At 66.0% G+C, this 26,200-nt stretch carries 24 protein-coding genes and 1 pseudogene; 18 read left to right on the top strand and 7 right to left on the bottom strand.

Going from position 1 to position 26,200, the window contains the following annotated elements; all coding sequences use genetic code 11:
- Positions 1–2: 2 nt before the first annotated feature.
- The 3 genes from era to lepB are packed head-to-tail and all read right to left on the bottom strand — an operon-like array spanning position 3 to position 2,427.
- Positions 3–896 (bottom strand): GTPase Era, encoded by an 894-nt coding sequence (gene era / locus BWQ93_RS07425; protein ID WP_077029969.1) that lies wholly within the window; start codon positions 894–896, stop codon positions 3–5.
- Positions 893–1,576, bottom strand: a complete 684-nt coding sequence (gene rnc, locus BWQ93_RS07420) for a ribonuclease III (protein WP_077029968.1) — start codon at positions 1,574–1,576, stop codon at positions 893–895. The genes era and rnc overlap by 4 nt, the downstream gene beginning before the upstream one ends.
- Positions 1,573–2,427 (bottom strand): signal peptidase I, encoded by an 855-nt coding sequence (gene lepB, locus BWQ93_RS07415; protein WP_077032266.1) that lies wholly within the window; start codon positions 2,425–2,427, stop codon positions 1,573–1,575. Before lepB ends, rnc begins: the two co-directional genes overlap by 4 nt.
- 194 nt (positions 2,428–2,621) lie before the next feature.
- Here lepB and pgi point away from each other — a divergent pair, with 194 nt between their 5' ends.
- The 3 genes from pgi (at position 2,622) to BWQ93_RS07400 (ending at position 6,658) form a co-directional block, all read left to right on the top strand.
- Positions 2,622–4,127 carry a glucose-6-phosphate isomerase gene (gene pgi, locus BWQ93_RS07410; RefSeq protein WP_077029967.1) on the top strand — a complete coding sequence of 502 codons (1,506 nt, stop codon included), beginning with the start codon at positions 2,622–2,624 and terminating at the stop codon, positions 4,125–4,127.
- Positions 4,128–4,232: 105 nt separating this feature from the next.
- Positions 4,233–5,579, top strand: coding sequence for a glutathione-disulfide reductase (gor, locus tag BWQ93_RS07405; protein WP_077029966.1), 1,347 nt, complete (start codon positions 4,233–4,235; stop codon positions 5,577–5,579).
- A gap of 62 nt (positions 5,580–5,641) precedes the next feature.
- Complete coding sequence (locus BWQ93_RS07400) at positions 5,642–6,658, top strand: NAD-dependent epimerase/dehydratase family protein (protein WP_077029965.1); 1,017 nt, start codon at positions 5,642–5,644, stop codon at positions 6,656–6,658.
- A 129-nt stretch (positions 6,659–6,787) separates the two neighbouring features.
- On the opposite strand, the gene BWQ93_RS07395 is transcribed toward BWQ93_RS07400, so the two are convergent.
- Positions 6,788–7,573, bottom strand: a complete 786-nt coding sequence (locus BWQ93_RS07395) for an SDR family NAD(P)-dependent oxidoreductase (protein WP_077029964.1) — start codon at positions 7,571–7,573, stop codon at positions 6,788–6,790.
- 114 nt (positions 7,574–7,687) lie between these two features.
- On the opposite strand from BWQ93_RS07395, the gene BWQ93_RS07390 reads away from it, so the two are divergent.
- Complete coding sequence (locus tag BWQ93_RS07390; RefSeq protein WP_077029963.1) at positions 7,688–8,581, top strand: LysR family transcriptional regulator; 894 nt, start codon at positions 7,688–7,690, stop codon at positions 8,579–8,581.
- Positions 8,582–8,694: 113 nt separating this feature from the next.
- Here BWQ93_RS07390 and BWQ93_RS07385 read toward each other — a convergent pair whose 3' ends face one another.
- On the bottom strand, positions 8,695–10,104 hold the full coding sequence (locus BWQ93_RS07385) for a helix-turn-helix domain-containing protein (protein WP_077029962.1): 1,410 nt from the start codon (positions 10,102–10,104) through the stop codon (positions 8,695–8,697).
- Positions 10,105–10,365: 261 nt separating this feature from the next.
- Between BWQ93_RS07385 and BWQ93_RS07380 the strand changes: the two genes are divergently transcribed.
- The 11 genes from BWQ93_RS07380 to BWQ93_RS07330 all read left to right on the top strand — a co-directional run bounded on the left by BWQ93_RS07380 (position 10,366) and on the right by BWQ93_RS07330 (position 20,374).
- Positions 10,366–11,898 (top strand): acyl-CoA carboxylase subunit beta, encoded by a 1,533-nt coding sequence (locus BWQ93_RS07380; protein ID WP_077029961.1) that lies wholly within the window; start codon positions 10,366–10,368, stop codon positions 11,896–11,898.
- A 30-nt stretch (positions 11,899–11,928) separates the two neighbouring features.
- Positions 11,929–12,189: a hypothetical protein gene (locus tag BWQ93_RS07375; protein WP_077029960.1), complete on the top strand. Its 261-nt coding sequence runs from the start codon at positions 11,929–11,931 to the stop codon at positions 12,187–12,189.
- Entirely contained in the window at positions 12,186–12,626 is a 441-nt protein-coding gene (gene mce, locus BWQ93_RS07370) for a methylmalonyl-CoA epimerase (RefSeq protein ID WP_077029959.1), read from the top strand. The genes BWQ93_RS07375 and mce overlap by 4 nt, the downstream gene beginning before the upstream one ends.
- Positions 12,626–13,240, top strand: a complete 615-nt coding sequence (locus BWQ93_RS07365; protein WP_077029958.1) for a glutathione S-transferase family protein — start codon at positions 12,626–12,628, stop codon at positions 13,238–13,240. Before mce ends, BWQ93_RS07365 begins: the two co-directional genes overlap by 1 nt.
- Before the next feature lie 11 nt (positions 13,241–13,251).
- Complete coding sequence (scpA, locus tag BWQ93_RS07360; protein WP_077029957.1) at positions 13,252–15,399, top strand: methylmalonyl-CoA mutase; 2,148 nt, start codon at positions 13,252–13,254, stop codon at positions 15,397–15,399.
- Positions 15,400–15,512: 113 nt separating this feature from the next.
- On the top strand, positions 15,513–16,016 hold the full coding sequence (locus BWQ93_RS07355) for a hypothetical protein (protein WP_156878173.1): 504 nt from the start codon (positions 15,513–15,515) through the stop codon (positions 16,014–16,016).
- An 85-nt stretch (positions 16,017–16,101) separates the two neighbouring features.
- The gene (gene bioB, locus BWQ93_RS07350) at positions 16,102–17,094 is read left to right on the top strand and encodes a biotin synthase BioB (protein ID WP_077029955.1); all 993 of its coding nucleotides are present in this window, start codon (positions 16,102–16,104) and stop codon (positions 17,092–17,094) included.
- Positions 17,094–17,336, top strand: coding sequence for a hypothetical protein (locus BWQ93_RS07345; RefSeq protein WP_077029954.1), 243 nt, complete (start codon positions 17,094–17,096; stop codon positions 17,334–17,336). The genes bioB and BWQ93_RS07345 overlap by 1 nt, the downstream gene beginning before the upstream one ends.
- The gene (locus tag BWQ93_RS07340) at positions 17,333–17,725 is read left to right on the top strand and encodes a lysozyme inhibitor LprI family protein (RefSeq protein ID WP_077029953.1); all 393 of its coding nucleotides are present in this window, start codon (positions 17,333–17,335) and stop codon (positions 17,723–17,725) included. Before BWQ93_RS07345 ends, BWQ93_RS07340 begins: the two co-directional genes overlap by 4 nt.
- A 114-nt stretch (positions 17,726–17,839) precedes the next feature.
- Entirely contained in the window at positions 17,840–19,846 is a 2,007-nt protein-coding gene (locus BWQ93_RS07335) for an acetyl-CoA carboxylase biotin carboxylase subunit (RefSeq protein ID WP_077029952.1), read from the top strand.
- 156 nt (positions 19,847–20,002) lie between these two features.
- The gene (locus BWQ93_RS07330; RefSeq protein WP_077029951.1) at positions 20,003–20,374 is read left to right on the top strand and encodes a tRNA-binding protein; all 372 of its coding nucleotides are present in this window, start codon (positions 20,003–20,005) and stop codon (positions 20,372–20,374) included.
- Here the strand turns inward: BWQ93_RS07330 and BWQ93_RS07325 are convergent.
- Positions 20,371–21,743, bottom strand: a pseudogene (locus BWQ93_RS07325) (peptide MFS transporter). The gene BWQ93_RS07330 and the pseudogene BWQ93_RS07325 overlap by 4 nt on opposite strands.
- Before the next feature lie 117 nt (positions 21,744–21,860).
- On the opposite strand from BWQ93_RS07325, the gene BWQ93_RS07320 reads away from it, so the two are divergent.
- Entirely contained in the window at positions 21,861–22,268 is a 408-nt protein-coding gene (locus tag BWQ93_RS07320) for an MAPEG family protein (protein ID WP_077029950.1), read from the top strand.
- Between the two features lie 201 nt (positions 22,269–22,469).
- On the opposite strand, the gene BWQ93_RS07315 is transcribed toward BWQ93_RS07320, so the two are convergent.
- Positions 22,470–23,237: a cyclase family protein gene (locus BWQ93_RS07315; RefSeq protein ID WP_077029949.1), complete on the bottom strand. Its 768-nt coding sequence runs from the start codon at positions 23,235–23,237 to the stop codon at positions 22,470–22,472.
- Positions 23,238–23,432: 195 nt separating this feature from the next.
- Here BWQ93_RS07315 and BWQ93_RS07310 point away from each other — a divergent pair, with 195 nt between their 5' ends.
- Positions 23,433–25,070 (top strand): MFS transporter, encoded by a 1,638-nt coding sequence (locus BWQ93_RS07310; RefSeq protein WP_077029948.1) that lies wholly within the window; start codon positions 23,433–23,435, stop codon positions 25,068–25,070.
- A gap of 43 nt (positions 25,071–25,113) precedes the next feature.
- Positions 25,114–26,160, top strand: a complete 1,047-nt coding sequence (alr, locus tag BWQ93_RS07305) for an alanine racemase (RefSeq protein WP_077029947.1) — start codon at positions 25,114–25,116, stop codon at positions 26,158–26,160.
- Positions 26,161–26,200: the final 40 nt, after the last annotated feature.

Here is a 26,200-nt window from a genome sequence, read left to right as displayed (position 1 = left end):
CCTCAATCGACCCAGTCGAGCCCCATGTCGCGGTACACGCCGCGGTCTTCGTCCCAGTTCGCCTTGACCTTGACATGCAGGAACAGATGGACCTTGCGGCCGAGCAATTCGCTCAGCTCGGCGCGGGCGCGGCTGCCGATTTCCTTGATCCGCTCGCCCTTGTGGCCGAGGATGATCGCGCGCTGGTTGTCGCGCGCGACCAGGATCTGCTGGTGGATTTCGGCGCTGCCGTCCTTGCGGTTGGTGAACTTCTCGGTCTCGACGGTCGACTGATAGGGCAGTTCTTCGTGGAGCTGGCGATAGAGCTGCTCGCGCGTGATTTCGGCCGCCAGCATACGCTCGGGCGCGTCGCTGACCTCGTCCTCGGGGAAATGCCATGGCCCTTCGGGCATCAGCGTGGCAAGATGCGCCTTGAGTTCGGGCACGCCGTCGCCGCTGCTCGCCGCGATGAAGAAGGTTTCGTCGAAGGCGAGCCGCGCGTTGAGCTCGGTCGCGATCGTGAGGAGCTTGTCCTTCTTGGTCAGGTCGACCTTGTTCAGTACCAGATATTTCTTCTCGGGCCGATTCGCGACGCCTTCGAGCACGCGCTCGACGCGCCCTGTCAGTTTCGCGGCGGCATCGACCATCACGAGGATCGCCTCGGCCTGATCGAGGCTGTTCCACGCCGCCGCGACCATCGCGCGGTCGAGGCGGCGGGTGGGGGCGAAGATGCCCGGCGTGTCGATCAGTACGATCTGCACGTCGCCCTCCATCGCAACGCCCATCAGCCGGGTGCGCGTGGTCTGCGCCTTGGGGCTGACGATCGCGACCTTCTGGCCGACAAGCGCGTTGACGAGGGTCGACTTGCCCGCATTGGGCGCGCCGACGACGGCCACGAAACCGCAGCGCTGGGTCATTTCTTTTCTTCCTGTGTCACGATGTCGAGCAGCGCCGCTGCGGCCGCCTTTTCGGCCGCCTGCTTCGATGCGCCTTCGCCCTCGGCCTCGGCGAGCTTGCCGACGGTCACGCCGACGTGGAAGCGCGGCGCATGGTCGGGACCATCGCGGCGGATCAGGCGATATTCGGGGGGCTTGCGGCCCTTTGCCGCCGCCCATTCCTGCAGCGCCGCCTTGGGATGCTTGGGCGCCGCGACCTGGCCGTCGATCATCTCGCCCCATCTGGCGACGATGAAGGTCCGCGCGGCGTCTTCGCCGAGGTCGAGCCACAAAGCGCCGATCAGCGCCTCGAGCACGTCGGCGGCGATATTGTCGCTGTAGCGCCCGCCGTCGCCGATCGCCTGGACGCCGAAGCGGACATAAGCGTTGAGGTCGAGACCCTGGGCGATCTTCGCGCAGGTCTCGCCCGAGGCGAGCGCGTGCAGCCGCGACGAAAGCTCGCCCTCGGCAGCCTTGGGGAAGCGGCGGAAAAGTTCGGACGCGATGACCAGCCCCAGCACGCGGTCGCCGAGGAATTCGAGCCGCTGGTAATCGCCGACGCCGCTGCTGCCGTGGGTCAGCGCCTCATGATAGAGGGCGAGGTCGTGCGGGGCGGCGCCGGTGAGGGCTGCGATCGTATCGGCGGACGGCCGCTCGCTCAAAAGCCATCCCCGATGCGTTCCCAGCGCGCCGCGGTGAACCAGCTGATCGGGTTGATCCAGCTTGCCGAGCCGTCGGTCGAGAACATGCCGACCAGCGCCTTGCCGACGAGGTTCTCCTCGGGGACAAGGCCGATGCCGGCGCCTTCCTGCGCGGGGAAACGGCTGTCGGCGCTGCGGTCGCGGTTGTCGCCCATCAGGAACAAATGCCCCTCCGGCACGGTCTTCAGCGTGGTATCGTCCTGCGGGATCGTCGTGATGTCGAGGATCGCATAGCTTTTGCCGTTCGGCAGCGTTTCCTTATACTGCGGATAGCGGCACATGCGCGCGCCGTCAGCGCCGGTCGTTTCGAACTGGAGCTGGAAACAGGGGCGCAGGTCGCCGTCCTGCGGCACCGGCAGGCCGTTCTTGCGATATTCGTCGCGCGCGGCTTCGAGCATGTTCAGCGTCACCGGAATCACCAGATCGGGCATCGCCTCGCGCGGCAGCGACTTGCCGTTGAGCCACACGATGCCGTCGATCACCTGCACCGTGTCGCCGGGCAGGCCGATCACACGCTTGATATAGTCGTTGTCGTTGACCGGCGGCGCCTTGAACACGACGACGTCGCCGCGTTCGGGGGTCTTGGCGAAAATCCGCCCGGGGATCAGCGGCACGCTGAAAGGCAGGCTGTATTTCGAATAGCCATAGGCCATTTTGTTGACGAGCAGATAGTCGCCGATCAGCAGCCGCGGCTGCATCGATTCCGACGGAATGTTGAAAGGCGATAGGAAAAAGCTGCGAAAGACGATCACCGCGATTGCCAGCCAGGCGAGGAAGCGCACGGTGTCGATCGCCTCTTCCTTGGCACTCATCGGAGCGGGTGCAGGGGCGGGCGTCGCGGGGCCGGCGGGGGGCGGCGTATCGGCGGTCAGGCTGGCATCGGTCATGGCGCGCATTTGGCGGTGAATAGGTCTGCGCGCAAGCAAATATCGGTGGATCGCACTGGCGCGCGCGCGGCGGCGCGCCTAGAGAAAGCCGCCTGATCCGTCTGCAAGGGAGCTCCGACATGACCACCGCCGACCAAGCCTGGCAGGCGCTCGCCGACTGGCAGCCGCAGACGCTGGCCGGCCTTATCGCCGCCGATCCCGATGCGCGGCTGCAGGCGCTGGTGCGGAGTGTCGCCGACATCCGCTTCGATTTCGCCAAGACGCACCTCGATACCGCGGCAATCGGCATCCTGTCGGACCTTGCCGAGGCGCAGGATTTTGTGGGCCGCCGCAAGACCTTGTTCGCGGGCGGCATCGCCAATCCGACTGAGGGCCGCGCCGCCGAACATAGCGCCGAACGCGGCGACGGTGCGCCCGAATCGGTCCACCGTGCGCAGGCTTTCCACCAGCGCATGCGGATGCTGATCGACGCGATCGAGGCCGGCGCGTTCGGCGAGATCCGCCACCTGCTCCACATCGGCATCGGCGGCTCGGCGCTGGGCCCCGACCTGCTCGTCGACGCGCTCGGCCGTCACGGCTCGCGCTACGACGTCGCGGTGGTGTCGAACGTCGACGGCGCGGCGCTCGCCGAAGCCTTTGCGAAGTTCGACCCCGCCTGCACGCTGGTCGCGGTGGCGTCGAAGACCTTCACCACGACCGAGACTTTGCTCAATGCCGCCTCGGCGCTGCAATGGCTCGAAGAAGCGGGGGTGCCCGACCCCTATGGCCGCGTGATCGCGCTGACCGCGATGCCCGAACGCGCGATGGAATGGGGCGTCGACGAGACGCGCATCCTGCCCTTCGCCGAGAGTGTGGGCGGACGCTATTCGCTCTGGTCGTCGATCGGCTTTCCCGCCGCGCTCGCGCTCGGCTGGGACGCCTTCGCCGACATGCTCGAAGGCGCGGCGGAGATGGACCGGCATTTCCGGCTGGCCGACGGCGCCGACAATGTCGCCTTGCTCGCGGCCTTCGCCGACCAGCTCTACACCAACCGCCTCGGCTGCCAGACGCGCGCGGTCTTTGCTTATGACGAAAGGCTGCGGCTGTTGCCCGCCTACCTCCAACAGCTCGAGATGGAATCGAACGGCAAGTCGGTGACGCTGGACGGCAAGCCGCTCGGCCGGGCGAGCGCGGCGATCACCTGGGGTGGGGTGGGGACGGATGCGCAGCATGCGGTGTTCCAGTTACTCCATCAGGGTACGCATCTGACGCCGGTCGAATTCGTCGTCGCGCGCGAGCCCGACCATCTGCTCGACGAGGCGCATCACGAGACGCTGGTCGCGAACTGCATCGCGCAGGGCGCGGCGCTGATGGCGGGGCGGGCGAGCGAGGACGGCGCGCGCCATTATCCCGGCGACCGGCCGTCGACCACGATCCTGCTCGATCAGGTCACCCCGCGCAGCCTCGGCGCGCTGATCGCCTTCTACGAGCACCGCGTCTTCGCCAATGCGGTGCTGCTCGGCATCAACCCCTTCGACCAGTTCGGGGTCGAGCTGGGCAAGGAAATGGCCAAGGGGCTCGCCGAAGGCACGGTCGAGTTCGACGCCGCGACGCAGGCGCTGATGGCGGCTGCGCTCGGCGAGTGAGACCTGCTCGCTGTACCTGACCGCAAAATTCGATTGGCAAGCCGCCGCGGCGTAACCACATAGGCGGCCGCTGCGAACAGCAGCCCACATATTCAGGGGTTCTTCATGAGCGATTTCGACTATGATCTCTTCGTCATCGGCGCCGGGTCGGGCGGCGTGCGCGCGTCGCGCATCGCGGCCTCGCACGGCGCGCGCGTCGCGGTGGCAGAGGAGTATCGGGTCGGCGGCACCTGCGTCATCCGCGGCTGCGTGCCCAAGAAACTGCTCGTCTATGGCGCCCATTTCGCCGAGGATCTCCACGACGCGCGCAAGTTCGGCTGGGACGTGCCCGAGTGCAGCTTCAACTGGGACGTGCTGCGCGACAATGTCCTCGCCGAGGTCGACCGGCTCGAAGGTCTCTATGGCCAGACTTTGGGCAACCACAAGGTCGAGGTGTTCAAAACGCGCGCGACGATCGCCGGGCCGCAGAAGGTGCGGCTCGCCGACGGGACCGAACTGACCGCCGAGCGCATCCTGGTCGCGACCGGCGGCTGGCCGCACGTCCCCGAATTTCCGGGCAGCGAACATGCGATCACCTCGAACGAGGTCTTTCACCTCGAAACTTTGCCCAAGCGCGTCGTGATCGCGGGAGGCGGCTATATCGCCAACGAATTCGCGGGCATCTTCAACGAATTCGGCAGCAAGGTAACGATCGTCAACCGCGGCGACACGATCCTGCGCGGCTACGACGAGCAGATCCGCGACCGCCTGCTGCAGATTTCGATGACCAAGGGCATCGAGTTCAAGTTCAACGCGCCCTTCCAGTCGATCACGAAGAACGATGACGGCACGCTGACCGTGATGCTCGAAGGTTGCGACCCAATCCAGGCCGACGCGGTGCTGGTCGCCGCGGGGCGCACGCCGAACACCAAGGGCATCGGGCTCGAAGACGTTGGGGTCGAACTCGACGAGCATGGCGCGATCAAGGTAGACGAGACCAATCAGTCGTCGGTCCCCAGCATCTACGCCGTCGGCGACGTCACCAACCGCATCCAGCTGACCCCGGTCGCCATCCGCGAGGGGCAGGCCTTCGCCGACTCGGTGTTCGGCGGCAAGCCGACCGTGGTCGACTACAAGAATGTCCCGAGCGCGGTGTTCAGCCACCCGCCGATCGGCGCGGTCGGCATGACCGAGGCCGAGGCGCGCAACAAGCTGGGCAGCATCCGCGTCTACACCAGCGATTTCCGCGCGATGAAGAACGTCCTCGCCGGTCGCAACGAGCGCGCGCTGTACAAGATGATCGTCAACGCCGCGACCGACCAGGTCGTCGGGCTGCACATGATCGGCCCCGACGCGCCGGAAATCCTGCAGGCCGCGGCGATCGCGGTGAAGGCGGGGCTGACCAAGGCCGATTTCGACGCGACGGTCGCGCTGCACCCGAGCATGGCCGAGGAACTGGTGCTGCTGAAATAAGGTTTCGGCCTGCAACGCAAATGCGCTAACTTCCCCTCCATAACAAGAGAGGGGAGCAGCGCATGGCGGGCACGGTTTTGGTCACCGGGGGCAGCGGCTATATCGCGGGCTTCCTCATCCGGCAGCTGATCGAGAATGGCTGGCACGTGCACACAACGGTGCGCAGCCTGGGGCGCGAGGCCGAGGTGCGCGGCTGGCTCAAGGTCGACGACAGCAAGCTGAACTTCTTCGCCGCCGACCTCGAGCATGACGCCGGCTGGGCCGAGGCCATCGCGGGTTGTTCGCACGTTGCGCACGTCGCCTCGCCCTTTCCGCTCGACGTGCCCAAACATGCCGACGATCTGGTGATCCCGGCCCGCGAAGGGGCGCTCCGCGCGCTTCGTTTCGCGCGCGCCGCCGACATCAAGCGCTTCGTCCTCACCTCGTCGATGGCCGCCATCGCTTATGGCCATGGCAAGGGCCGCGATCTCTACAACGAAGCCGACTGGACCAACCTCGCCAACCCCGAGGTCATGCCCTACCCGCGCTCGAAGACCGCCGCCGAGCGCGCCGCGCGCGACTGGGTCGCGGCCGAGGGCGGTGATATCGAATTCGCTTCGGTCAATCCCGCGGCGGTGTTCGGGCCGTTGCTCAGCGACGATCTGTCGACCTCGATCGAGGTCGTGAAGCAGCTGCTCGAAGGCAAGGTGCCGATGTGCCCCGACGTCGGTTTCGGCATCATCGACGTACGCGACGTAGCCGACATGCATTATCGCGCGCTGACCGCCGAGGGGGTCAAGGACGAGCGTTTCGTCTGCTCGGGGCCGTTCCTGAAATTCATCGACGTCGCGAATATCCTGAAGGCCAATCTGGGCGAACAGGCGCGCAAGGTGCCGACGAAGAAGATGCCCGACTGGCTACTCAAGGCGCTCGCGATCTTCCGGCCCGAACTCAAGCAGGTGGTCGCCGAACTCGGCAATGTCCGCGGCGGCGACAGCAGTCATGCGATGGCGCGCCTCGGCTGGACGATGCGCCCGCCCGAGGAAGCGATCCTCGCGACGGCGCATAGTTTGATCGAACGGGGCATTGTGAAGGTCTAGCGCGCCAACCCCTCCCGCAGGCGGGAGGGGCAGTGAGACTTGGAAACTTGTTTCCTAGTCCCAGCGGGGTGGGCACTGCAACGGTGCTTGCCCACCCCCGACCCCTCCCGCTTGCGGGAGGGGAGAGGCTTAGGCAATCGTCGGCACCATTCCGCCCTCCGCGCGGATCGCGGCGCCGTTGGTCGCCGCGGCCAGCGGGCTCGCGAGGAAGGCCGTGATCGCGCCGATCTCGTCGGCCTCGATCAGGCGGCGGATCAGCGATAGCGGGCGCAGTTCGTCGAAGAAGGTCTTTTCGCGCTCGGCTTCGGGCGCGTCGGGGTTCGACACCACCGACCGGATGAAATCGACGATGCCTTCCGAGCGCGTCGGCCCCGGCAGCACCGAATTGACCGTTACGCCCGTGCCCTTGGTCTGTTCGGCGAGCCCGCGCGCGATCGTGAGCTGCGCGGTCTTGGTCATGCCGTAATGGATCATCTCGGCCGGGGGCAGCAGCCCGCTCTCGCTCGCGATGAAGATCACGCGGCCCCAGTTCTTTTCGAGCATCTTCGGGAAATAGTGCCGCGACAGCCGCGCGCCGCTCACCACATTGACCTCGAAGATATGGTGCCAGTCGGCGTCGCTGATCTCGGCGAAGGGTTTGGCTTCGTAGATGCCGAGGTTGTTGACGAGGATGTCGACCGCGGGAACCCCGGCGATCAGCGTCGCGGCACCCTCGGCGGTCGCGGGGTCGGCCAGCACCGCGCGGATCGTCCCCGACTGCGCCAGCTCGGCGGCGGCTTCGTCGAGCTTCGCCTGGTTGCGGCCGCTGATGACGACATCGACTCCCTCTTCGGCGAGGCGTTTGGCGATGGCGAAGCCTATGCCGGCGGTCGATCCGGTGACGAGGGCGGTCTTGCCGTTGAGTTTAAGGTCCATGATGCGTCTCCTTGGATGGAAGTCCTGTCGATGAACCGGGATATAGCGCATGCGCCCATTGTTGATTAGAATGTCGCTTATCATTTCAGAAGTGATTCCAAATCAGGAATAGCGATGGACAACAGGTTCGGCGATATCGAGACTTTCCTTGCAGTGGCGAGCGGCGGCAGCTTCGCGGCAGCGGCCAAGGTGTTGCGCTTGACCCCGTCGGCGGTCAGCCGCAGCATCGCGCGGCTCGAGGCGCGGCTCGGCACGATCCTGTTCCGCCGCACGACGCGCTCGCTCGCGCTGACCGCCGAGGGTAGCGCCTATCGCGACCGGATGAGCGTGCTGCTCGCCGAAATCGAAACGGTCGAGGCGGGGCTCGGGCGCGAGAAACAGGGGCCGCGCGGGCTGCTCCGCGTCAATGCGTCGCCGTCGATCGGCGTGCCGCTGCTGCCCATCCTGCCGAAATTCACGGCGCTCTATCCCGAGATCGTTCTCGACCTCGCGCTCTCCGACACGATCGTCGATCTGGTCGAGGAGCGCGCCGACATCGCGATCCGCATTGGCCCGCTGCGCGACACCAGCCTGCGCGCGAAGAAGCTGGGCCACAGCCGCATGGTCCTCGTCGCCAGCCCCGCCTATCTCGCGCGGCGCGGGACGCCGCAGACCCCCGACGATCTCGACGCGCACGATTGCCTGCGCTTCAGCTTCCGCCGCTCGATCGACAGCTGGCCGTTCCGCCTTGGCGGCCGGATCGTCCATCGCCCGGTGCCCGGCAGCTTTTTCGGCAATTCGGGCGACCTCGTGCGCCAGATGGCGGTCGCAGGCGGGGGCATTTCGCGGCACGGCCATTTCCACGTCGCCGCCGACCTCGCGGCCGGGCGGCTCGTCGAACTGCTCGCCGACTATCACCCCGGCGACGGCGAGGACATCCATGCGCTTTACGCGCCCGAAGACCGCGCCGCCGCGCGCATCCGCGCCTTTCTCGATTTCCTCGATGAGGAACTGGTGATCGCCGGCTAGCTCCTAATCCCGTTCGTGCTGAGCTTGTCGAAGCACCGTCCTTTTCTTTGGCGCGATCGAAAGAAAGAACGGCCCTTCGACAAGCTCAGGGCGAACGGTTTTGGGGGATGTGCCTAGCCGATGCGGTAGGGCACGACGTCGCGGCGGTCGGGATCGACGAGGATCGGGCGGTCGCTTGGCGGGAAGGCGCGCTGGTCGCAATCGTCGCGCGGGCAGATGCGGCATGACGATCCGATGCGCGTCGCCGCCTGCGGCGCACCGACGTCGACCCCGTCGGCATAGACGAAGTCGGCGGCATATTGCGCCTCGCACCCCAAAGCGACGGCATAGCGGCGCGGGCTACGGGCGTAGCTGCCCGACGGTTTGACCAGCCCCTTCGCCATCGACACATAGCGCACGCCATCGGGGGTCTCGGCGAGTTGGAAGAGGATGCGGTCGGGGATCGCCGCCGCCTCGTGCACGATCCACAGCGGGCAGGCGCCCCCGAAGCGCGCGAATTGCAGCCGCGTCGCGCTGTGGCGCTTGGTGATGTTGCCCGCCATGTCGACGCGGCAGAAGAACATCGGGATGCCGCGCGCGCCGGGGCGCTGGAGCGTCGAAAGGCGGTGGCACGCCTGTTCGAAACTCACGCCATAATCCATGCGCAGCCGGTCGATATCGTGGCGCATCGCGCGCGCGCTGGCGCGGAACGGGGCATAGGGCATCAGCACCGCGCCCGCGGCGTAATTGGCGAGCCCGACGTGGAGCAATTGCCGCGCCGCCGCCGTGCGCAGCGGACTGGCCTCGACCACTGCGGCGATCTCGTTCGCGAGCGCGAGCGCCGCGAGCTGGTGCGCGAGCTGGAAGCGGCGGCTCTCGGCGGGCTGCGACGGGTCGATCACCAGGTGGCGCATCGTCGCGTCATAATCGCGCAGCGCCTGCGTCTGGTTGTAGACGATCGAGATGCCGAGCGCGTCGCGCAGCCGCCGCTCGATCGTCTCGATTGCGGGCGAGGGGTCCTTGCCGCGCAGCTGCCCCGCCAGCGCCTCGGCGGCGCGGTCGATGCTGTCGACATAGTTTCCCGCATCGTGGAACCAGTCGCGCACTTCCTCCCACGGCAGGCGGCTGCCCTCGGCAGTGCCACCGGTCAGCGCTTCGTCGATGATCTGCAGCCGCTGCCCCGCGCGGCGATAGGCGGCGTGGAGCGCGACGAACTGGTCGGCGAGCTGCGGCTGCTGGAACGCCGCGCGCTCAAGTTGTTCGGGGGGCAAGGGGGAGGCGGCGAAGAGCGGGTCGGCGGCGGCTTCGCGCAGCGCCCCGGCGCGGCGGTCGCCCGCGTCGGCGGCGACCTCCTCCCATTCTAGCGGGAACAGCTTCTGCAGCCGGTCGAGGAGGGCAGGCGTCAGCGGCCGGTCGTCATGCTCGATCTGGCTTAGGTAGGAGGCCGAAATGCCGAGCTGCGCCGCGAAGTCGGCCTGACGGATCGCGCGGCTTTCGCGAAGCCCGCGAAGTTGGCGTCCGGCATAGAGGCGGGTGGGGGTCATGGCGCGCTCCTCTCCCTCTCCCCTTGGGGGAGAGGATACGAAGGCTTGGCGGCGAAGCCGGCTAGCCGAAGTTGGTGAGGGTGTGGATGTCGACCCTCACAAGCCTTGCTAGGCAGCAAGCTGCCAAGCCAAGTCTTTCTCTCCCGCAAGGGGAGAGACTTTTGTACTTTGCAAACTCGGACTTTGCAACTTTGCAAATTCGCATTTGCATCCGGACGCGTCGCGGCGCAGACGGCATGCTCCAGAAAACCGGAGAGCCGCATGTCCGCCAATATCGCCGAAATGGAAGCCCGCCGCGCAGCCGCCCGCTTGGGCGGTGGGGAAAAGCGCATCGAGGCGCAGCATGCGAAGGGCAAGCTGACCGCGCGCGAGCGGCTCGACGTGCTACTCGATGAGGGGTCGTTCGAAGAGCTCGATGCCTATGTCGAGCATGACTGCGTCGATTTCGGCATGCAGGACCAGAAGATCCCGGGCGATGGCGTCGTTACCGGCAGCGGCACGATCAATGGCCGCCTCGTCTATGTCTTCAGCCAGGATTTTACCGTCTTCGGCGGCGCGCTGTCGAAGCGCCACGCCGAAAAGATCTGCAAGATCATGGACAAGGCGATGCAGGTCGGCGCGCCGGTCATCGGCCTCAACGACAGCGGCGGCGCGCGTATCCAGGAGGGCGTCGCCTCCTTGGGCGGCTATGCCGAGGTGTTCCAGCGCAACGTGCTCGCCTCGGGCGTGGTGCCGCAGATCAGCCTGATCATGGGCCCCTGCGCGGGCGGCGCGGTTTACAGCCCCGCGATGACCGACTTCATTTTCATGGTGAAGGACAGTTCGTATATGTTCGTGACCGGCCCTGACGTGGTCAAGACGGTCACCAACGAGGTGGTGACGCAGGAGCAGCTCGGCGGCGCGATCACCCACACGACGAAGAGCTCGGTCGCCGATAATGCGTTCGAGAACGACATCGAGACCTTGCTCGCGGCGCGCGATTTCTTCGATTATCTGCCCGAAAACAACCGCAGCGGGGTGCCGGTGCGCCCGACGAGCGATCCTTACGACCGCGCCGAGGACAGCCTCGACACGCTGATCCCTCCCAATGCGAACCAGCCGTACGACATGCACGAGCTGATCCGGAAGACCGTCGACGAGGGCGACTTCTTCGAGGTGCAGCCGGCGCATGCGGGCAATATCATCTGCGGTTTCGGGCGCATCGAGGGGCGGACGATCGGCATTGTCGCGAACCAGCCGCTGGTGCTCGCGGGCGTGCTCGACATCAACTCTTCGAAGAAGGCGGCGCGTTTCGTGCGCTTCTGCGACGCGTTCGAGATCCCGATCGTCACCTTCGTCGATGTCCCCGGCTTCCTGCCCGGCACCGCGCAGGAATATAACGGCATCATCAAGCATGGCGCGAAACTGCTCTTCGCCTATGCCGAGGCGACGGTGCCCAAGATCACGGTGATCACGCGCAAGGCCTATGGCGGCGCCTACGACGTGATGGCGTCGAAGCATCTCCGCGGCGATCTGAACTATGCCTGGCCGACCGCCGAGATCGCGGTGATGGGCGCGAAGGGCGCGGTCGAGATCATCTTCCGCAAGGACATCGGCGACCCCGAAAAGATCGCCGAGCGGACGAAGGAATATGAAGACCGCTTCGCCAATCCGTTCGTCGCGGCGTCGCGGGGGTATATCGACGAGGTGATCTACCCGCACTCGACGCGCAAGCGGATCGCGGTGGGCTTGCGCAAGCTGCGGAACAAGCAGCTCGAAAACCCGTGGAAGAAGCACGACAATATTCCGCTGTGAGTGAGGGTTCGGGCTGCTGAGGCGAAGGCGATGGAATTTCTCTGGGCCGCGATATCGGTTTGCTGGACGCTCGGAGCGTGGGTCGTCGCGCGCAGCGCGTGGATGATGGCGCGCCACTGGGGGCAGACGGGCGTGATCGACCGCGGCATGGGCCGCGGGCTCACGCGCGAGGCCAATCCGGCGGGCTTTGCGTTCGCGGTGCATGGCGCGCAGGCCATCGCGGCGCTCGCGCTGGTTTTCGTCGCGATCGGGATCGCGATTACATTTGGATGGATATCGAGAGCCTTATGAAACTGGGACGTTTGAACCATATCGGCGTCGCGACGCCGTCGATCGCCGACAGCATCGTCTTCTACCGCGACGTGATGGGCGCGACGAAGATCCACGACCCCTTCGACCTGCCCGAGCAGGGCGTCAAAGTGTGCTTCGTCGATACGCCCGGCGCCGATGGCGCGCTGAACGGCACACAGATCGAGCTGATCGAGCCATTGCCGGGCAATGAATCGATCGCGGGTTTCCTGCAGAAGAACCCCGCAGGAGGCCAGCATCATATGTGCTACGAGGTGCCCGACATCCATGCCGCCAAGGCCGCGTTCGAGGGCATGGGCAAGCGCGTGCTCGGCGAGCCGCGGATCGGCGCGCACGGGACCCTGATCTTCTTCCTGCACCCCAAGGACATGGGCGGCGTGCTGACCGAGATCATGGAGACGCCGAAGGGCGGTCACTGATGATCTTCTACGACAGCCCCAATCCCGCGCCCAATCCGCGCCGCGTCCGCATCTTCGCGGCGGAGAAGGGCATCGACCTGCCGAGCGAGACGATCTCAATCGTCGCCGGCGAGCATAAGGCGCCGGCCTTTCTCGCAATCAATCCGCGCGGCCAGACGCCGGCGCTCAAGCTCGACGACGGATCGGTGCTGACCGAGAGCGTGGCGATCTGCCGTTATCTCGAGGCGCTGCATCCGGGCGCGCCGCTGTTCGGCACGACCCCGGCCGAGATCGGGGCGATCGAAATGTGGATCCGCCGTATCGAGCTGGTGCTGATGGAGCCGATCGGCAAGGTCTGGGTGCACACCCATCCCTTTACCGCGCGCCTGCCGATCCAGCGCTTTCCCGACTATGGCGAGACCAACCGCCCGCGCGCGCTCGACGCTTTTGCGATGTGCGATGCGGCGCTCGCCAATTCGCCCTGGCTGGCGGGCGAGGCGTTCAGCATGGCCGATATCCTGCTGCTCGCCACCGTCGATTTCGCCGCCTTCATCGGCATCCCGCTCCCCGAAGACCTCGTCCATCTGCGCGCCTGGCACGACCGCATGTCGGCCCGGCCCAGCGCGCAGGCCTGAAAGCAAAGACCATGACCGACAAACCCACCCTCGACCAATGGGCCGCCGCCGCTGCCAAGGAAGTGAAGGGCAAGGACCTCACCTGGCACACCGCCGAGGGGATCGACGTGAAGCCGCTCTACACGGCCGATGACGTGACCGCCGACCCCGGCCTGCCCGGCTTCGCGCCGTTCACGCGCGGGGTGCGGGCGTCGATGTATGCGGGGCGGCCGTGGACGATCCGGCAATATGCGGGTTTCTCGACCGCCGAGGAATCGAACGCCTTCTATCGCCGCAACCTTGCCGCGGGGCAGAAGGGGCTGTCGGTCGCCTTCGATCTCGCGACGCACCGCGGTTATGACAGCGACCATCCGCGCGTCGTCGGCGACGTCGGCAAGGCCGGGGTCGCGATCGACAGCGTCGAGGATATGAAGATCCTGTTCGACGGCATCCCGCTCGACCAGATGTCGGTGTCGATGACGATGAACGGCGCGGTGATCCCGATCCTCGCCTTCTTCATCGTCGCGGGCGAGGAGCAGGGGGTCGATCGCAAGCTGCTCGACGGGACGATCCAGAACGACATCCTCAAGGAGTTCATGGTCCGCAACACCTATATCTATCCGCCCGAGCCTAGCATGCGGATCATCTCGGACATCTTCGGCTACACCAGCCGCGAGATGCCGAAGTTCAACAGCATCTCGATCAGCGGCTATCATATGCAGGAAGCCGGCGCGACGCAGGTGCAGGAATTGGCCTTCACCATCGCCGACGGCATGGAATATGTGAAATATGGCGTGGCGTCGGGGCTCGACATCGACAAATTCGCCGGGCGGCTGAGCTTCTTTTTTGCGATCGGCATGAATTTCTTCATGGAAATCGCCAAGCTGCGCGCGGCGCGGGTGCTGTGGCACCGCGCGATGACCACCCTGGGCGCGCAGGACGAGCGGTCGAAGATGCTGCGCACGCATTGCCAGACGTCGGGCGTCTCGCTGACCGAACAGGACCCGTATAACAATGTGATGCGCACGACGATCGAGGCGATGGCGGCGATGCTGGGCGGGACGCAGAGCCTGCACACCAACGCGCTCGACGAAGCGATCGCGCTGCCGACCGATTTTTCCGCCCGCATCGCGCGCAATACCCAGATCGTCATCCAGGAAGAGACGGGGATGACCAAGGTCGTCGATCCGCTCGGCGGCAGCTATTATGTCGAGGCGCTGACGCAGGAACTGGTCGACAAGGCGCAGGAGATCATCGACCGTGTCCAGTCCGAAGGCGGGATGGCGAAGGCGGTCGCGGCGGGCTGGCCCAAGGCGATGATCGAGACCGCCGCCGCCGCGCGGCAGGCGCGCGTCGATCGGGGCGACGATGTGATCGTCGGGGTGAACAAATATCGGCTGAAGGACGAGGACCTGCTCGAAACGCTCGAGGTCGATAACGCCAAGGTGCGCGAGGGCCAGATCGCGCGGATCAACAAGACCAAAGCGGGCCGCGACGAAGCCGCGTGCCAGGCGGCGCTGAAGGCGCTGCGCGATGCCGCGGCGGGCGAGCAGTCGATCGAGAACAACCTCCTGGCCCATGCGGTGGAAGCCGCGCGGGCCCGCGCGACGCTCGGCGAAATTTCGTCGGCGATGGAGGAAAGCTTCGACCGTTACGGCACCCAACCGACCCCGGTGAAGGGCGTCTATGCCGCGCCCTATGAGGGCGATGCACGCTGGCAGCAGGTGCTCGACGGCGTCGCCGCGGTCGAACGCCGCATGGGGCGCAAACCCAAATTGCTCGTCGCCAAGATGGGGCAGGACGGCCACGACCGCGGCGCCAACATTATCGCCTCGGCCTTCGGCGACATGGGTTTCGACGTCGTCTCGGGGCCCTTATTCCAGACGCCCGACGAAACCGTTGTGCTGGCGCTCGAAGCGCAAGTCGACGTCGTTGGCGCGTCGAGTCTCGCCGCGGGGCACAAGACGCTGATCCCCGAACTGATCGGCAAGCTGCGCGAAGCCGGCCGCAACGACATCAAGGTGATCGCGGGGGGCGTCATCCCGCCGCAGGATTACGACTATCTGCGCGACGCCGGGGTGCAGGGAATTTACGGCCCCGGATCGAATGTCGTCGAGTGCGCGGCCGACGTGCTGCGCCTGCTCGGCCACAATATGCCGCCGCTGGAGGATGCCGCTTGACCCGCGCGTTCAACATCGTTGCGGGCGGGGCGATTCCGCCGCAAGATATTCTTCTCGGCGCGATGCCGGCGCGCCACCTGGTTTCCGGCAGACGGTGATGGAGGAGGCTTGATATGAAAAGGCAATTTCTCGTCGCAACGGCATTGGCAGCCGTGCCGCTCGCGGCCGTCGGCCCCGCGAATGCGGCGCTCGAACAACCGGGCGGGCTGGGCGTGACCGGTCTCGAAGCGGCGGTCGCCGAATTCGACGACCTGTGCCTGTCGATTTTCCCGAACCCCAAGCGCTTCGACTATAATCTGTCGAAGAGCAGCTTCGGTTATGAAAAGGCCGACGACGATCGCTGGCGCTCGGCGCGCACGGTCATCACCCGTACAGAACCCGGCCAGTGCGATTTCGACGCCGCATTGAGCGCGGAAGAAAGTGGCCGCGAAACCGTCGCCGACGCGGTCGAAAAGGGGCTGCGCAAGGAACTGGGCCTGCGCCCGGTGCGCGTCGTCTATGACGGCGGCATGCGCTGGGAATGGTCGATGGACGGCAAGAAGCACAGCGTCTCCTACTATTTCGGGCCGACCGTTCCGGCCCGCCAACTCGCGCTGACCTATCGCGTCGGCGCCTGACGAAAGAAAAACCGCCGGACGAAGGCGCCGCTTCGGCGGCCTTTCGGCCGGCACGCCTGTCTCTCCCTCCGCTGAAAGAATATCGATGACCCGTACCGACTGGACCCGCGAGGAAATCGCCGAGCTGTTCGACCTGCCGTTCGACGAACTGATGTGGGAGGCGCAGGGGGTGCATCGCCGCCATCACGCGCGCGGCGAAGTTCAGCTGTGCACCCTTCTGTCGATCAAGACCGGCGGCTGCGTCGAGGATTGCGGCTATTGCTCGCAGTCGAAGCACGCCGACAGCGGGCTGAAGGCGACCAAGCTGATGGACGTGCGCGCGGTGCTGCAGGCGGCGGCGCAGGCGAAGGATGCGGGCTCGCAGCGTTTCTGCATGGGCGCCGCCTGGCGCAACCCCAAGGACCGCGACATGCCCGCGATCGTCGAGATGATCGAGGGCGTCCGCCAGATGGGCATGGAAACCTGCATGACGCTCGGCATGCTCAGCAAGGAGCAGGCGCAGACGCTCGCCGTGGCGGGGCTCGACTATTACAATCACAATATCGACACCTCGCCGGAAAATTACGGCAATATCATCACGACGCGGACGTTTCAGGAGCGGCTCGACACGCTGGAGGAAGTGCGCAGCGCCGGGATCAACGTGTGCAGCGGCGGCATCGTGGGCATGGGCGAGACACGCGCCGACCGCGTCGGATTTATTTACGCGCTCGCGACCCTGCCCGAACATCCGGGGAGCGTGCCGATCAACGCGCTGGTGCCGGTGAAGGGCACGGTGCTTGGCGACATGCTGGCGGATACGCCGCTGGCCAAGATCGACGACATCGAGTTCGTCCGCACCGTTGCGGTGGCGCGGATCACCATGCCGCGGAGCATGGTGCGGCTGTCGGCGGGGCGCGAGAGCATGTCGGAGGCGACGCAGGCGCTCTGCTTCATGGCGGGCGCGAACAGCATCTTCACCGGCGACAAATTGCTGACGACCGGCAACCGCGGGGACAGCGCCGATGCGGCCTTGTTCGCGAAGCTCGGCATCGTGCCGATGGTGAGCGAAGAACCGATGCGGATGGAAGCGGCCGAATAGTGACCCGCAAGCCGCTCCTTGCCCTGTTGACTTCGGTGCTGTTGCTGCCCGCGTCCTGCGCGTGCGGCTATGCGGCGAACCGGATGCAGGGGGTGCGGATGGGCACCGAGGGCGGAACGGCGTCGCCCTTGTGGGCCGAGAATATGCTGTGGATCGGCGCGCTGGCGCTGATGCTCGTGTGGGCGCGGCAGGTGTCGAAAATCTATCGGGTTGAGCCGGCGGCGGAGGAGACGGGCGAATGATGCTGATGTCGTTGATGCTGCTCGCCGCCGCGGCGCAGGAGCCCGAGGTCGACTGCGACAACCCGCAATATCAGGTCGAGATGAACTTCTGCGCGGGCAAGGATTATGACGCCGCCGACGCCGCGCTCAACGCGCAGTACAAGCTGACCGTCGCGGCGCTGAAGGCGCGCGACAAGGATATCGACCGCAGCTACGACAGCCAGCCGACGCATTATGAGACTTTGCTCGCGGCGCAGCGCGCCTGGCTGACCTATCGCGACCAGCACTGCCTCTCCGAAAGCTTCGCCGCGCGCGGCGGCAGCATGGCGCCGATGCTGCACAGCGGCTGCATGGCGCGGCTGACCAAGGAACGGACGGCGGAGCTGAAAGAGCTGGCCGACGAACAATGATGACCAAATTTTCTTCGTCATCCCGGCGTAGGCCGGGATCCCACCCTATCAACCTCAACCCCACCTCGCCTGAGACCCCGGCCTTCGCCGGGGTGACGGCTTGAAGGAGCCGTCATGTTCAAGAAAATCCTGATCGCCAACCGCGGCGAAATCGCCTGCCGCGTCATCAAGACCGCGCGCCGCATTGGCATCGCGACCGTCGCCGTCTATTCGGACGCCGACGCGCGCGCGCCTTTCGTCCAGATGGCCGACGAGGCGGTACATATCGGCGCGTCGCCCGCGGCGGAATCCTATCTGATCGCCGACAAGATCATCGCGGCCTGCAAGGAAACGGGCGCCGAGGCGGTGCATCCGGGCTATGGCTTCCTGTCCGAACGCACCAGCTTTGCGGAAGCGCTGGCGAAGGAAAATATCGCCTTCATCGGCCCCCCGGTGAACGCGATCGCCGCAATGGGCGACAAGATCGAGTCGAAGAAGCTCGCGATGGAAGCTGGCGTCAACGTCGTCCCCGGTTTCGTCGGCGAGATCGAGGATACCGAGCATGCGGTGCGCATCGCGGACGAGATCGGCTATCCGGTGATGATGAAGGCCTCGGCCGGCGGCGGCGGCAAGGGCATGCGCCTCGCCTATAGCGAGCAGGACGTCCGCGAGGGGTTTGAGGCGACCAAGCGCGAGGGGCTCAACAGCTTCGGCGACGACCGCGTGTTCATCGAGAAGTTCATCCTCAACCCGCGTCATATCGAAATCCAGATTCTCGGCGACCAGCATGGCAACATACTCTACCTCAACGAGCGCGAGTGCAGCATCCAGCGCCGCCACCAGAAGGTGGTCGAGGAAGCGCCGTCGCCCTTCGTCACGCCCAAGATACGCAAGGCGATGGGCGAGCAGTGCGTCGCGCTCGCCAAGGCGGTCGGCTATTACAGCGCGGGCACGGTCGAACTGATCGTGTCGGGCGCCGACCCGACGGGCGAGAGCTTCTATTTCCTCGAAATGAACACGCGGCTCCAGGTCGAGCATCCGGTGACCGAGGCGATCACCGGCATCGACCTGGTCGAACAGATGATCCGCGTCGCTGCCGGAGAGAAGCTCGAGCTCAAACAGGAGGACGTCAAGCTCGACGGCTGGGCGATCGAGAACCGCGTTTATGCCGAGGATCCGTACCGCGGCTTCCTGCCCTCGACCGGGCGGCTCGTGCGCTATCGCACCCCGGTGCCGGCGTGGGAGGGCGACGAGCGCGGCGACGACGGCGTGCGGGTCGATGCGGGGGTCGAGGAAGGGGGTGAGGTGTCGATCTTCTACGACCCGATGATCGCCAAGCTGATCACCTGGGGCGCGACGCGCGACGAAGCCGCCGACTTGCAGGTCGCGGCGCTCGACCGCTTCGAGCTCGAAGGGCTCGGCCACAATATCGACTTCCTGTCGGCGATCATGCAGCACCCGCGCTTCCGCTCGGGCGAGCTCACCACCGGCTTCATCGCCGAGGAATATCCCGAAGGCTTCCACGGCGCCGGGACCGACGCCGATGTGATGCGCGCGCTCGCCGCGATCGCGGGCTTCATGGCCAGCGCCGAGGCCGACCGCGCGCGGCGCACCGACGGCCAGCTCGGCGACCGGCTCGATCCGCCCGCCAAATGGCAGGTGACGATCGACGGTACGCCGCACAAGGTCAAGGTCGGCGGCAAGCATATCAAGGTCGAGGGCGATGCCATCGACATCGCGCTGGAATATACGCCGGGCGACCGGCTGGTGGTGGCCGAGATCGACGACAGCGAACTGGCGGTGAAGGTCGCCAAGACGCGCACCGGCTGGAAGATGACGACCCGCGGGCGCATTCACGAGGTCCGCGTGCTGCCTTGGCACGTCGCGCCGCTGGCCTCGCACATGATCGAGAAGGTGCCGCCCGACCTGTCGAAATTCCTCATCTGTCCGATGCCGGGGCTGCTGGTGGCGCTGCACGTCGGCGAGGGCGACAAGGTCGAAGCCGGCCAGCCGCTCGCGACGGTCGAGGCGATGAAGATGGAGAATATCCTGCGCGCCGAGAAATCGGGGACGGTGAAGACCGTCAACGCGGCGCAGGGCGACAGCCTGGCGGTCGATGCGGTGATATTGGAGATGGAGTAATCCAACTTCGTCATTCCCGCGAAGGCGGGAATCCAGCATTTTCCTTCTTTGTGCCTTTGTGCAAGATCATAAGAGTTCTCACACAAAGGCACAAAGGCACGAAGATAAGGGGCGAAAGGGCTGGCACCCCTTTTTCGGGGACGACGGAGTTTTAGAATGCACGTCAATCACGACACCGACGCGGGCGCGGCGCCCGAAATCGCCTTCGACGATTTCCTCAAGGTCGATATCCGCATCGGCACCATCGTCGAGGCCGAACCCTTTCCCGAAGCGCGCAAACCCGCCTTCAAGCTCCGGATCGACTTCGGTCCCGCGATCGGGGTGAAGAAGAGCAGCGCGCAGATCGTCGATCGGTATAAGCTCGAAGAGCTGCCCGGACGGCAGGTTGCCGCGGTGGTCAATTTCCCGCCGCGCCAGATCGGCAAGTTCATGTCCGAGGTGCTGACTTTGGGCTTCGCCGACGACGAAAGCGCCGTCGTCCTCTTCTCCCCCGACCGTGCGGTGCCGAACGGTTCGCGGCTCTTCTAGGCGGCCGCGACCAGCCGCCGCCCCAGCAGCAGCTTGAACAGGATGAAGGCGACCAGTCCGACCACCGCCGTCGCGACATGGAACAGCCAGAAGCTGGTCGTCGGCATCGACGAGTACCAGCCGCCGACCTCGCCGACGATCTTGTTCGCGCCGAAGAAGGCGAGATAATAGATGCCGACCACCGTCGCGTTGAGCGCGCGCGGCGCGACCTTGGTGAACAGGGCCAGGCTGACCGGCAGGATGTGCGCGAAGCCGATGCTGTTGAACAGGTGGAACATCAGCGGCCAGAACAGCCCGATCTTGCCGTCGCCCTGCGTCGCCGCCGCCATGACGAGGCACAGCCCGCCCGCGATGGTGAAGAAGCTGCCGATGATCATCTTGCCGAGCTCGTCCGGCTCCCTGAAGCGCTTGCCGTACCAGACGTAGAAGGCCGCGACCGCGACGAGCATGCCGAAGCTCGCCGCGGCGTCGATGGTGATCATGTAGCTGGTGGGCAGGGTCGTGCCGAAGAAGGTCAGCTGGAAATGCTGGTCGGCCCAGATCAGGTAGGCGTTGAAGATTTCCTGGTTGGTGAGCAGTGCGACCGCGAGGACGGGGACGAGGATGAGCAAGGCGATGATGCGCGTCCAGTCGTCGCGGGTTAGCGGTTCCTTGGGCGCCGCCGCCTTTTCGGCGCGCTCCGCGCGGCTTTCGGCGGGCAGCCAGGGTTTGGCGTAGATGTACAGGATCAGCCCCGCGACCATCACCACGCCCGCGGTGCCGAAGCCCCAGTGCCAGCCGACCTTCTCGCCCAGTGTTCCCGAAATCAGCGGCGCGACGATCAGGCTGACGTTGATCGCGATATAGAAGATCTGGAACGCCATCGCGCGGCGGAGGTCGTTCGCGCCGTAAAGCTCGCCGACCTGGCTCGCGATATTGCCCTTGAACAGCCCGACGCCGACGATCAGCGCGAGTAGCGCGAACAGGAAGGCGCTCTCGAACGCCATCAGGAAATGCCCGACCGCCATGAAGATGCCGCCGAGGATAAGGTCGCGCGCCGCCCGAGCCAGCGGTCGGCGATGAAGCCGCCCGCGATCGGGGTGAGGTAGACGAGCGAGGTATAGTCGCCGAAGATTTTCGACGCGAGCGGCTGGCCGTCGATCCCGCCGTACCAGTCGCGCAGCGCCGACAGGCCGATCACGCCCGCCGCATTCTCGGGCAGGAGCAGATATTTGACCATGTAGAGCACGAGCAGGGTCTGCATCGAATAATAGGAAAAGCGCTCGCACCCCTCGACGAAGGCGAGATAGCCGAGCCCCTTGGGATGCCCCAGAAAGGCGCGGTCGTTGCGGTCCGCCTCGAAATCGGGCGTCGCCTCGGCGATGGTCATTTGATGTCGCTCCCCGGACATTTTCTTATGTCGCGACGATAATCGCCCGAGTGCAACTTGCCAGTGGCAATCGAGGAACGACGGGTTAGGCTGCGGGCGGATTGGGGGAACAAGGATATGACTTTACCGGTTACCGCGTTTGTCGGCGCCGTCTGCGCGCTGCTCCTGCTGTTCACGGCGATCCTGACCGTGCGCCAGCGGTTGCGGCTGAAGGCGGCGTTCGGCGACCATGGCGACGCCAAGCTGATCGCCGCGAGCCGCAGCCATGGCAATCTCGCCGAATATGCGCCGATCATCATCATCCTGCTCGGCCTGCTCGAAAGCGCGCGCGCCAATCATCTCGCGCTGATGGCGATCGGCGCGATCTTCCTGATCGGCCGCGTCGCGCATATCGTGGGGCTCCACACCCCGTCGCCGCCGGGAAAGGCGCCGCTGGGGCGCCAGCTCGGCGTGCTCGCGACCTTCGCCAGCCTGCTGGTGCTGGGTGGGTGGATATTGTGGATGCTAGCGACGGTGAACTTGTAGCGCGGGTTTGGGGTGGGGAGCGGGCATAGATAGTGGCTCCCCGGAACGGGGAAGTGGCAGCCCGCAGGGCTGACGGAGGGAGCGAAACCTCTCGCCATGACGCACCGTCCCGGCCCCTCCACCACCCTTCGGGCAGTCCCGCTCCCCGTTCCGGGGAGGAACGGGAACGTCCGCTCTCACCCGAACACCGCCATTCACTATTCAGCTATCCACTAACGCCACCGCCCGGATCCACCCCGCGCTCGCGCGTTCGATCTTCACCGGGAAGCAGCTCAACGTCCATCCCGTCGGCGGCAGCGCGGCGAGGTTGGTGAGCTTTTCGATCTGGTAATAGGGCTGGATGCGCCCCGCCTTATGGCCTTCCCAGATGATCTTGGGATCGCGCGTCTCGGCCCAGCGCCTGGCGGTGTGGCTGAACGGCGCGTCCCAGCTCCACGCGTCGGTGCCGACGACCTGAACGCCGCGCTCCGTGAGGTACAGCGTCGCTTCCTCACCCATGCCGCAGCCTTGGTCGGTAAAATTGTCGGTGCCGTATATCGCGCCCGACTGGACGAGCACGATTTCATACGGCTGGAGCGTGTGGCCGATCCGCGCGAGTTCGGCCTCCACCTCCGCGGCGGTCACAACATGCCCCGCGGGGCGATCCGAGAAATCGAGCTTGACCCCCGGCCGGAAGAAGAGGTCGAGCGGCGCCTCGTCGATGCTCGGCGCCGGGGTCGCGCCGCGATCGGTGGTCGAGTGGAAATGCCAGGGCGCGTCCATATGCGTGCCGTTGTGCGTGCTCAGCGTCAGGCTCTCGACCGCCCAGCCCTCGCCGTCGGGCAGGTCTTCCTGCGTCAGGCCGGGGAAGAACATCGCGATCTGCTGCCACGTATTTTCGTGGGTCATATAGGTGATCTTCGGGCGCATCACCGGCGGGTCGGAAACGACGTCATTGGTGATCGGGATCGAGAGGTCGATGAACTGCATAAGGTGCAGTCTGCCACCGGAATGATGCTACGCCAAGAAGGCTTGCGCGGTGCGAGCGGACAGCTACACCGGCCCAAACCCGTTCGTGTCGAGCGAAGTCGAGACACCCATCGGTCGTGCTTGCCTTCGGGGCATCTCGACTTCGCTCGATGCGAACGGGAAGGGGGTGGGCCGAAAGGGCCAAAGGGAGAGTTTATGACCGATGTAGCCGCGGCCGCCGACCATGGCGCCGCCTATCAGCCGACCGCGAAGGACATTCGCATGGTCATCGCCGCTTCGTCGGCGGGGACGATCTTCGAATGGTATGATTTTTTCATCTACGGCACGCTCGCGGCGATCATCGGCAAGGCCTTTTTCCCCAGCGACAATGCGACGCTCGAAATCCTGCTCGTGTGGGCGGGGTTCGCGGTCGGTTTCGGCTTCCGCCCGCTCGGCGCGGTGCTCTTCGGTTTCCTCGGCGACCGGCTCGGGCGCAAATATACCTTTCTCGTCACCGTCACTTTGATGGGCATCGCGACCGCCGGCGTCGGCATGATCCCCTCGGCGGCGACGATCGGCATCGTCGCGCCGATCATCGTGATCCTGCTCCGCGTGCTCCAGGGGCTCGCGCTCGGCGGCGAATATGGCGGCGCTGCGGTTTACGTCGCCGAGCATTCGCCCCCCGACAAGCGCGGCTTCTATACCAGCTTCATCCAGGCGAGCGTCGTCGGCGGTTTCGTTTTGAGCCTCATCGTCGTGCTCGGCTGCAAGGCGCTGATGTCCGACGCGGTGTGGGAAAGCTGGGGCTGGCGCGTGCCTTTCCTGCTCTCGCTGATCCTGCTCGCCATCTCGCTGTGGATGCGGCTCAAGCTCTCCGAAAGCCCGGTGTTCCAGGCAATGAAGGCCGAGGGCGAGCTCGCGAAGAACCCGCTCAAAGAAAGCTTCACCTATCCCGGCAACCCGCGGCGCATCTTCGTCGCGCTGTTCGGCATCGCCGCGGGGCTCACCGTGATCTGGTACACCGCGATGTTCTCGGGCCTGTCGTTCCTCAAGGGGCCGATGAAGGTCGACGATACGGCGGCCGAGATTATCGTCGGCTTCTCGGCTGCGCTCGGCATGGGCTTTTTCCTGTGGGCCGGACATATCTCCGACAAGATCGGGCGCAAGAAGCCGATCGTCTGGGGCTATGCCGCGACGCTGGTGCTGCTCTTCCCGCTCTTCTGGCTGATGGGCAGCGTCGGCAACCCCGCGCTCACCGCCGCCGCCGAAAAGGCACCCGTCGTCGTCACCGGCTCGCTCTGCGATTACGACCCCTTCGCGCAGGTCCAGGAAACCGCGTGCGGCAAGACGCTCGGCGAGCTCACCAAGCTCGGCGTGCCTTACAGCATCGTCGGCAGCGGCAGCGGCTTCGACAGCGTCAAGGTGACGATCGGCGGGCGCGAGGTCGCGGGCGAGGACCCCGCGGTGCTCAAACCCGCGCTCGAGGCGATGGGCTATGATTTCGAAAAGCAAATACCGGGCCCGCTCGGCCTCGCGGTGATTATCGCCGCCCTCCTCGGGCTCAGTGCGCTGTCGGGCTTCACCTACGGCCCCGTCGCAGCTTTGCTGTCCGAGATGTTCCCGCCGCATGTGCGCTATTCGTCGCTGTCGATCCCCTATCACCTCGGCACCGGCTATTTCGGCGGCTTCCTGCCGCTGATCGCGAGCTTCATCATCGCCAAGACCGGCGATGCCTATGCCGGGCTCTGGTACACTTGGGTCGTGGTGCTCGTGGCTTTCCTCGTCAGCGCCTTCATGCTCAAGGATCCGGTACCGGGGCAGTGGGAGAAGGACGCCGCGGCGCCGTCGGCCTGATCGCCCCATTGGCGCTGCCGTTTTTCGCAGCTAGGGGCGGGGGATGATCGATATCGCCGCCCCGCTTCGCCTTCGCCTCGACAGCGCGGCGCTCGTCGCCAACTGGCGCTGGCTCGCGAAGGCGAGCGGCGGCGCGGCGACCGGCGCGGCGCTCAAGGCCGACGGCTATGGCCTCGGCGCGCGCGCGGTGATGCGCCATCTGACGGCGGCGGGTTGCCGCGACTTCTTCGTCGCGACCTGGGCCGAGGCGGCGGCGTTGATGCCGCTGGCGCCCGGCGCGTCGCTGTCAGTACTCCACGGCGTCGGCGCGAGCGACATGGTCGCGGCGCGCACATTGCCCGCGCGGCCGGTCCTCAACAGCGCCGAGCAGGTCGCGCGCTGGCGCGAAGCCGGGGAAGGGCGGCCGTGTGACGTGATGGTCGACACCGGCATGAACCGGTTGGGGCTGACCGTCGCCGAGGTGATGGGCGGGGCGCTCAACGGGCTCGCGATCGAGACGCTGCTCAGCCATCTCGCCTCGGCCGACGAGGATAGCGATCAAAATGCGCAGCAGCTCGCGACTTTCCGCGCGCTCCGCGAAGCGATCCCGGCGCGGCGCTACAGCCTCGCCAACAGCGCGGGCATCTGCCTGGGCGCCGACTATGCTTTCGATCTCACCCGCCCCGGGCTCGCGCTCTACGGCGGCGTGCCGCGCGGCGAGGCAGCGGGGCAGCTGCGGCAGGTCGTCTTTCCCGAAGCGCGCGTGCTGCAGGTCCGCACCGTCGAAGCGGGCGATAGCGTCGGTTATGGCGCGACATGGACGGCAAAGGACCGCGCGTGGATCGCGGTCGCCAATATCGGCTATGCCGACGGCTATCTCCGCTGCCAGTCGGGCGGGGTCGGCTTTGCGAGCTGGAAGGGGCGCTATTTGCCCGTCGCCGGGCGCGTGTCGATGGACCTCACCGCCTTCGACGCGGGTGACCTTGCGATTTGCGAGGGCGACTGGCTGACGCTGGGCTACGACCTGCCCGAGGTCGCGGCGCGTTCGGGTCTGTCGCAATATGAGCTGCTGACCGGCCTAGGCGCGCGTTTCAAGCGCGTCTGGCAATAGGAAAGCTCGCCGTCCGGAACCCGTAACGGCCGCCGACATG

It is taken from the genome of Sphingopyxis sp. QXT-31, from assembly GCF_001984035.1.
Classification (GTDB): Bacteria; Pseudomonadota; Alphaproteobacteria; order Sphingomonadales; family Sphingomonadaceae; genus Sphingopyxis.
This window is presented reverse-complemented; position numbering and strand designations above follow the sequence as displayed.

What these genes read in the sequence shown, in the direction of transcription:
- era (WP_077029969.1), bottom strand. Translation starts at nt 896, where the DNA reads ATGACCCAGCGCTGCGGTTTCGTGGCCGTCGTCGGCGCGCCCAATGCG.
- BWQ93_RS07335 (WP_077029952.1), top strand. Translation starts at nt 17,840, where the DNA reads ATGTTCAAGAAAATCCTGATCGCCAACCGCGGCGAAATCGCCTGCCGC.
- BWQ93_RS07320 (WP_077029950.1), top strand. Translation starts at nt 21,861, where the DNA reads ATGACTTTACCGGTTACCGCGTTTGTCGGCGCCGTCTGCGCGCTGCTC.
- lepB (WP_077032266.1), bottom strand. Translation starts at nt 2,427, where the DNA reads ATGAGTGCCAAGGAAGAGGCGATCGACACCGTGCGCTTCCTCGCCTGG.
- scpA (WP_077029957.1), top strand. Translation starts at nt 13,252, where the DNA reads ATGACCGACAAACCCACCCTCGACCAATGGGCCGCCGCCGCTGCCAAG.
- BWQ93_RS07365 (WP_077029958.1), top strand. Translation starts at nt 12,626, where the DNA reads ATGATCTTCTACGACAGCCCCAATCCCGCGCCCAATCCGCGCCGCGTC.
- BWQ93_RS07375 (WP_077029960.1), top strand. Translation starts at nt 11,929, where the DNA reads ATGGAATTTCTCTGGGCCGCGATATCGGTTTGCTGGACGCTCGGAGCG.
- BWQ93_RS07315 (WP_077029949.1), bottom strand. Translation starts at nt 23,237, where the DNA reads ATGCAGTTCATCGACCTCTCGATCCCGATCACCAATGACGTCGTTTCC.
- mce (WP_077029959.1), top strand. Translation starts at nt 12,186, where the DNA reads ATGAAACTGGGACGTTTGAACCATATCGGCGTCGCGACGCCGTCGATC.
- BWQ93_RS07310 (WP_077029948.1), top strand. Translation starts at nt 23,433, where the DNA reads ATGACCGATGTAGCCGCGGCCGCCGACCATGGCGCCGCCTATCAGCCG.
- BWQ93_RS07380 (WP_077029961.1), top strand. Translation starts at nt 10,366, where the DNA reads ATGTCCGCCAATATCGCCGAAATGGAAGCCCGCCGCGCAGCCGCCCGC.
- BWQ93_RS07340 (WP_077029953.1), top strand. Translation starts at nt 17,333, where the DNA reads ATGATGCTGATGTCGTTGATGCTGCTCGCCGCCGCGGCGCAGGAGCCC.
- BWQ93_RS07385 (WP_077029962.1), bottom strand. Translation starts at nt 10,104, where the DNA reads ATGACCCCCACCCGCCTCTATGCCGGACGCCAACTTCGCGGGCTTCGC.
- BWQ93_RS07400 (WP_077029965.1), top strand. Translation starts at nt 5,642, where the DNA reads ATGGCGGGCACGGTTTTGGTCACCGGGGGCAGCGGCTATATCGCGGGC.
- BWQ93_RS07390 (WP_077029963.1), top strand. Translation starts at nt 7,688, where the DNA reads ATGGACAACAGGTTCGGCGATATCGAGACTTTCCTTGCAGTGGCGAGC.
- alr (WP_077029947.1), top strand. Translation starts at nt 25,114, where the DNA reads ATGATCGATATCGCCGCCCCGCTTCGCCTTCGCCTCGACAGCGCGGCG.
- bioB (WP_077029955.1), top strand. Translation starts at nt 16,102, where the DNA reads ATGACCCGTACCGACTGGACCCGCGAGGAAATCGCCGAGCTGTTCGAC.
- BWQ93_RS07355 (WP_156878173.1), top strand. Translation starts at nt 15,513, where the DNA reads ATGAAAAGGCAATTTCTCGTCGCAACGGCATTGGCAGCCGTGCCGCTC.
- gor (WP_077029966.1), top strand. Translation starts at nt 4,233, where the DNA reads ATGAGCGATTTCGACTATGATCTCTTCGTCATCGGCGCCGGGTCGGGC.
- pgi (WP_077029967.1), top strand. Translation starts at nt 2,622, where the DNA reads ATGACCACCGCCGACCAAGCCTGGCAGGCGCTCGCCGACTGGCAGCCG.
- BWQ93_RS07330 (WP_077029951.1), top strand. Translation starts at nt 20,003, where the DNA reads ATGCACGTCAATCACGACACCGACGCGGGCGCGGCGCCCGAAATCGCC.
- BWQ93_RS07395 (WP_077029964.1), bottom strand. Translation starts at nt 7,573, where the DNA reads ATGGACCTTAAACTCAACGGCAAGACCGCCCTCGTCACCGGATCGACC.